This is a genomic window from Flavihumibacter sp. CACIAM 22H1, from assembly GCF_001601815.1.
Taxonomy (GTDB): domain Bacteria; phylum Bacteroidota; class Bacteroidia; order Chitinophagales; family Chitinophagaceae; genus Flavihumibacter.
The window spans coordinates 1-6,285 of record NZ_LUKG01000051.1 but is presented as its reverse complement, the minus strand read 5'-3'; the positions used below and the strand labels follow the sequence as shown (position 1 = coordinate 6,285).

Below are 6,285 nucleotides of genomic sequence, written 5' to 3'. Positions count from 1 at the left end.
GTTTAGGAGGCGCCGCAGTTATCCTCCATAAGCAGGCGTTTTAACATCGTGGTAAAACAAAAATTTCCAGTTGTTCTCCTGCCCCTTCTTCCACCATTCCTGGCGCAGTTCCATGGCAAGTTTACCGTCGTAGTCGTATTTAGCAACAAACTTGCTTTTCATTTGCTGCAGTTGAGGAGCATTGTCGCCCCCAAAAAATACGGTTGACCCTCCGTCCACGATTCTAAAAACCTGGTGATAGGGGCAATGCCCGCCTACCAGTTGGTATTCGATATACCCGGCAATTACCCCATCTCCTTCCAGCAACTGTACCTGCGGAGCCGTACGTAAACATTCCAACTCCTCCGGAATATAGGAAGGCAATCCTTTTTCGAAAGCATAGTCCAGTTCCCGCCGCTGTATATAATAGTCGGCCTGTGGAAAAGATAATTCAAATTTTCCTGTTTGAGGGTTGGTATGGCTCACCCCTCCTGCATGGTCTTTATGCAGATGAGTCATCAGCACTTTGGTAATTTCACCTGGATTAATACCCGCTTCCATAAGATTTTTCAGCAACTGCGATTGTCCGCCCACTTCAAAACCCAACCCGGTATCCAGCAACAGCACATCTTCACTGGTTATTACAACAAACGGTTGGATCTCCACCAGCAAACTTCCAGCCGGACGATCATTAAGTGCGTCGGCCTCCCTACTAAACGGAACAAATTGTTTGGTACCATCAATAGTAAAACTGCCTTCTGAAAGAGGAATAACTCGCATGCTAACTAAATAATTTATCGCAATACCATCTGCCGGTCAGCGTCCAGGCGGATTAATATAAATAAAGCGGCCGTAAAGGTAAGCAGGGAAGTACCACCATAGCTGATAAAAGGCAGAGGTATACCAATTACCGGAGCAAGGCCAATGGTCATGCAGATATTGATTGCAATATGAAAGAACAGCACCGACGCCACCCCATAGGCATAGGCACGGCTGAATACACTTCGCTGTCGTTCTGCTATTGTTACAATCCGCATCAATAAAACAAAATATACCCCCATTAACAGAAAACTTCCTACGAACCCAAAGCCCTCGCCAATCGTACAGAAGATAAAATCGGTGCGTTGTTCCGGCACAAAATCATAGCGGGTTTGTGTTCCCTTCAGTAGTCCTTTCCCGGCAAAGCCACCACTGCCGATCGCAATCTTACTCTGTTTAACATTGTAATCGCCTCCATCATCTTTTTTTCTTGGCGTGGCTTCTTCCAATAAAACGGTACCACCTGCCGGTACATAGTCTTTACCTATGGTATCGTAAATCCGTTTTACCTGGTAGGGTTGTAAAACAGACTCGAATACATAGGGAACCAAAAAACGTTGAATACCCACACAAACCATCCAGATACCGACAATGGTAACCAATAGCTGTTTTTTTCGCTTGATTTGTTTACGGAGAATATAAATAGCTACCAATGCAATTCCGGTTAGGATCAGGGCCAGGGTATTGGGATCAAGTAATAAGGTGGCTACTACCAGTACTGCAAATGAAAATCCGATAATCAGGATACCTGCCGGAAGGCCTTCTCTAAACATCACCAGAAAGAATGAAAAATACACCAGTGCCAATCCTGTTTCCTGTTGTAATATAGACATGATGGCAGGAGCCAATGCAATAGCTGTTGCAATCAGTTGCGACCTGGTTTTCGAAAAATCCGTTTCTACGCGGCTCAGGTATTTGGCAAGGGCAAGGGCCACAAAAACCTTACACAGATCAGCGGGTTGTAATTGAAATCCGCCAAAGCGAATAATGGAACGGGTTCCTTTGATTTCTGTATGAAAAGGAAATACCAGCAGCAGCAGCAGGATACCAAAAGCATACCATAGATTGGCTGTGGCTGTAAAGAATTTGGAATCAGTAACAAGGATGGCTATTGCCACCACCATTGCCAGTATCCAGAAATAAAACTGCTTGCTGTAATCTGTCTGGAAAGCGGTAAACGACTGGATAATATTTTCGCCTTCCTTGTAAGTGGCGCCAAAAATACTCAGCACACCAATGGCGCATAGAATCATATATAAACCCACCAGCAACCAGTCGATTCCTTTTGATATGTCGGCATTACGTGCACTCATAATCAGGACTGTATGGGTTTGGTGAAATAAAAATGTTCCGGAAGAATGGCTTCCAGCCTCAGGTAAGTGGTACGGATATCCGGTTTAGGGGCAGGCGTTGTTCCTTTAGCGGGTGCAGTATCCTTCTTCGGCTCTTTTTTCAGGAATCGTTGCAGCACACTGGAGTCCTTGGTCATTTTAAACCAGTTATAGGCCCGTGTTGAATCTGCCTTATACTGCTCCCGTACCAGGTAATCGGGCAGTAGGTTGGCGGCAGCAATACGCTCTACTTCTTTTAATCGTTCCGTCCGCAGGGTATCATTGAGGTATTTTTCCATCATCAGGGCGGCAATCGGTCCGGCCCAGGTGCCTCCGTAACCGGCATTTTCCACAATTACCGCAATGGCAATTTTCGGATTCTCCCGGGGGGCAAAACATACAAACACCGAGTTATCTTTTAATTTGGTACGTTTTCCTTCAATAACCCGGTAGTTTTCTGCCGTACCGGTTTTTGCACAAACATTGATTCCGGGCAAACGGGCCATTTTGGCCGTGCCAATTTCTACCACATCCTGCATTCCGGAAATTACTGCTTCATAGGCATCGTCGGAAATGCCGGTCAGCGGTTCGTGTTTAATACGAAATGCATTCATGATGGTATCGGCCGCTGTTTCATCGTCAATTTTCTGTACAAAATGGGGGGTGTAATAATAGCCTTTATTAGCTACAATACACATGGAATTAGCCAATTGCAAAGGAGTGGCAAGCATCATATCCTGCCCGATACCAAGCGTAAGATTGGTACAACTGTTCCAGCTGTTACGATACACTTTATTGTATACAGAGCTATCCGGTACATTTCCCCGGTCTTCACTCGGAAGGTCTACCCCTACCCGAACCCCCAAATCAAAGGCATTTAAATAGCCTTTCCATTTCTGATAGCCGTTTTTTACGCCTTTGTATTTAGCCGCGTCTACTGATAACCGGTAGATATGGGTAAAGTAAGAGTTACAGGAATTAGCAATGGCTAACCGGAGATTGGCTGCGTGGCCGGCGTTCTTGTGGGTACATTTCACAGGTCTTGAACAGCCATAATAAGCACCTCCGCAACCTACCCCAAAGGAAGGCGTAATAATTCCCTCGTCCAGGGCTACCAATGCCCCAAGTGGCTTAAAGGTAGAGCCTGGCGGGTATTGCCCTTTTATAGCGCGGTTTAGCAGCGGACTGCTGACATCCAGGAATAGCTTATTAAAGTTTTTCTGTTTATTGGGGCCGGTTAACATATTGGGGTCGAAATTAGGTCCCGACACCATCGATAGGATGCCCCCTGTTTGGGGTTCAATAGCAACCGCTGCCCCCACTTTACCCTGCATAAGTTTTTCTGCCAGTTGTTGCAGCTCAATATCAATATAGGTACGCAGGTTTCTACCCGCCAGGGCAGCCGTATCGTACACCCCGTTTTCGTATTTACCAACCAGCCGGTTTTTATTGTCCTTGATCATGTATTCAACCCCTCGTTTCCCCATCAACACTCTTTCATAGAAGGCTTCCAGTCCGGTTTTGCCTACATAATCTCCCAGGCGGTAAAACCCACTCGATCGTTTAATATTACCCGAATCGGCCTCCCCGATATAGCCCATTATATGCGCAGCCGCATTATAAGGATAAACTCTCACCGGGCGTTCTACCAATGCAAAACCCGGGAATTTATAAATATTCTCCTCCAGCCTTGCATGCATTTCGGGTGTAAGCAGATCCTCGAATATACTTGGCCGGTAGCGGCCGTTTTTGAGAATGGCGGTAACAATTCGCTTCTTAAATTCTGCCGTATCAATTTCTACCAGTTTACAAAGAAAATTAGTATCCACTCCTTTGATCTGGGAGGGCGTTACTTCCAGGTCAAACATGATGGTATTGTTGAGGATGGCTTTCCCCTTTCGATCATAAATAATTCCCCTGTCGGGATACCTCACTTTCGGGTAAACCGCATTGTTAAATGCCAGGGCTTCATATTTACTGGAAAACAGCTGCAGGTTGACCAGCTGCGCCACAATAATCAGAAATACACCCGCTATAATGAAGCGGATCACAGTAGAGCGTGATTGGTTAAACACAGACATATGGAGTGGAAAAATACAGGATTATATGCAAAGGTAGGGGAAAACTGAACGGGTAAAACTGCAGCAATAAAGGTATTATTCCTTACATATTTGTCCGGAATTTTTCTTTTCGGTAAAACAGCATTTCGGTAACCAGGATCAAGAGCAGGCTAACACCGGTGGAAGCACCAACCTTCCCTAAAAAATACCAGAAACTACCAAAGCTGAGCCATTCCAGAAAAACGAGGTAGGTATGATGTACAAGGGTTAGCACTACCACCAGCACACTGTAGGGCGCCCAACCCATGCTATTGATAGAAGGAGCCCCGTAACTCTGTTCGGCTCCTTCCTGGCGGATCAGCAGGTTTACCAGGAAGGGTCGCAAATAAGCGATCATAACACAGGCAGCAGCGTGGATCCCTGGCCACATTAAAAAGTAATCCAGTGCCAACCCATAAATAAACGCAATTATCATTAACCAGGTACGGCCGGTATTAAACGGCAGCCAGATAATAAACAGGAAATAAATATAGGGAACCACAAATTGGTGTAACGGCGGAATCTTGTGTAGCACAAATACCTGTACCAGCAGAAAGAGCAATGCACGCATACTATGTTTCAAAAAATCACTCATTGGTATTGCGGGTTGCTTTTTCCAGATTGGCCTGTTCTTCCAGCAGCCTGTTTTGTACCACGTACACAAATTGTACCGTAGAGAAATTGGTTGCCGTCTTTAGCCGCAGATTATAAAAATTTGTACTTGGATCATTTAAAACGGAATCTACTGTTCCGATAAGGATATTGGGCGGAAAAATAGACGACAATTCACTCGTTAACACAGAATCACCCTTTTGCACCGGTACACTTTTAGGAATATTCCGCATCTGCACCAGGCGCGGATTCTGACCATCCCAACTGATAGACCCTCTTTCTCCGGTATTTTTAAGCTTTCCATCTACTTTAAAAACCCGGCTGATCATGGTCATAACGGTGGAAAAATTCGGACTCGTATTTACGACCCGGCCCACTACACCCCCCGGACCAATAACTGCCATATCGGGTTGAATCCCCTGGCTGGATCCCCGGTGAATAGTAATAAAATTGGTTTGGGTAGTAACAAAACTACCTACCACTTTAGCATCGCGGTAAATGTATTTCTGGAATGGTTTTAAGGAATCAACCCGTATGGAATCTACCACCAGGCGTTTAGAACTATCTGGTTGCTGGTAATTAGACCGCAATAGATCACGCAGGGCCAGGTTTTCCTTTACCAGGTTTTCATTGGCTTTTTTGAGCTTAAAATAATATTCAACCGTATTGTATTGCCCGTTAATACGGCCGGTAACCTCATTGGCTACACTGGCAAAAGCTGCCTCATGAAACTTGTTATACCGGAATAAAAAAGACAATGCCAATGCCTGTAATGCCAGGAAAGACAGAAAATTAAAATAACGACGGATAAACAGGAAAATATTTCGCATACCGGTTAACGCATCACAAATGGATAGCGGTCATAATTCTTCAGCGCAATTCCGGTACCCCGAACCACGCTTTTCAGTGGGTCGTCCGCTACATGCACCGGTAATTTAATTTTCTGGCTCAATCGTTTATCCAATCCGCGTAAGAGAGCTCCACCACCTGTAATATACAGGCCTCTCCGATAAATATCCGCAGCCAGCTCGGGAGGAGTGGTTTCCAGCGCTTTCAGAATAGCTTCCTCAATTTTAAAAATGCTTTTATCCAATGCTTCTGCAATTTCCTGGAAGCTTACCATAATCTGCTTGGGAATACCGGTTACCAGGTCTCGTCCATTTACCGGGATGTCATCCGGCGGATTGTCCAGGTCTTTCATGGCAGCCCCAATCTGGATCTTGATTTGTTCGGCTGTCCGCTCCCCGATCAATAAACTGTGGTAGCGACGAAGGGCTTCCATAATATCGGCGGTAAATTCATCCCCGGCAATCCGGATACTCTGGTCACAAACAATACCTGCCAGGGCAATTACGGTAATACCGGTGGTACCTCCACCTATATCAATGATCATATTACCTACCGGTTCTTCTACATCAATTCCGATACCCAGTGCCGCTGCCATG

At 45.5% G+C, this 6,285-nt stretch carries 6 protein-coding genes; all 6 read right to left on the bottom strand.

Annotated features, from left to right (window positions below):
- Nucleotides 1-18: 18 nt before the first annotated feature.
- Nucleotides 19-759 (bottom strand): MBL fold metallo-hydrolase, encoded by a 741-nt coding sequence (locus A1D16_RS13925; RefSeq protein WP_290710512.1) that lies wholly within the window; start codon nucleotides 757-759, stop codon nucleotides 19-21.
- A 14-nt stretch (nucleotides 760-773) separates the two neighbouring features.
- A complete protein-coding gene (rodA, locus tag A1D16_RS13920; RefSeq protein WP_290710510.1) occupies nucleotides 774-2,111 on the bottom strand; it encodes a rod shape-determining protein RodA in 1,338 nt (445 codons plus the stop codon).
- Nucleotides 2,112-2,113: 2 nt separating this feature from the next.
- A complete protein-coding gene (gene mrdA / locus A1D16_RS13915; protein ID WP_290710509.1) occupies nucleotides 2,114-4,210 on the bottom strand; it encodes a penicillin-binding protein 2 in 2,097 nt (698 codons plus the stop codon).
- An 82-nt stretch (nucleotides 4,211-4,292) separates the two neighbouring features.
- Nucleotides 4,293-4,823 (bottom strand): rod shape-determining protein MreD, encoded by a 531-nt coding sequence (locus A1D16_RS13910; protein WP_290710506.1) that lies wholly within the window; start codon nucleotides 4,821-4,823, stop codon nucleotides 4,293-4,295.
- Nucleotides 4,816-5,670 carry a rod shape-determining protein MreC gene (gene mreC / locus A1D16_RS13905; RefSeq protein ID WP_290710504.1) on the bottom strand — a complete coding sequence of 285 codons (855 nt, stop codon included), beginning with the start codon at nucleotides 5,668-5,670 and terminating at the stop codon, nucleotides 4,816-4,818. Before mreC ends, A1D16_RS13910 begins: the two co-directional genes overlap by 8 nt.
- A 5-nt stretch (nucleotides 5,671-5,675) precedes the next feature.
- On the bottom strand, nucleotides 5,676-6,285 hold a 610-nt coding region (locus A1D16_RS13900; protein ID WP_290710502.1), incomplete at its 5' end, for a rod shape-determining protein.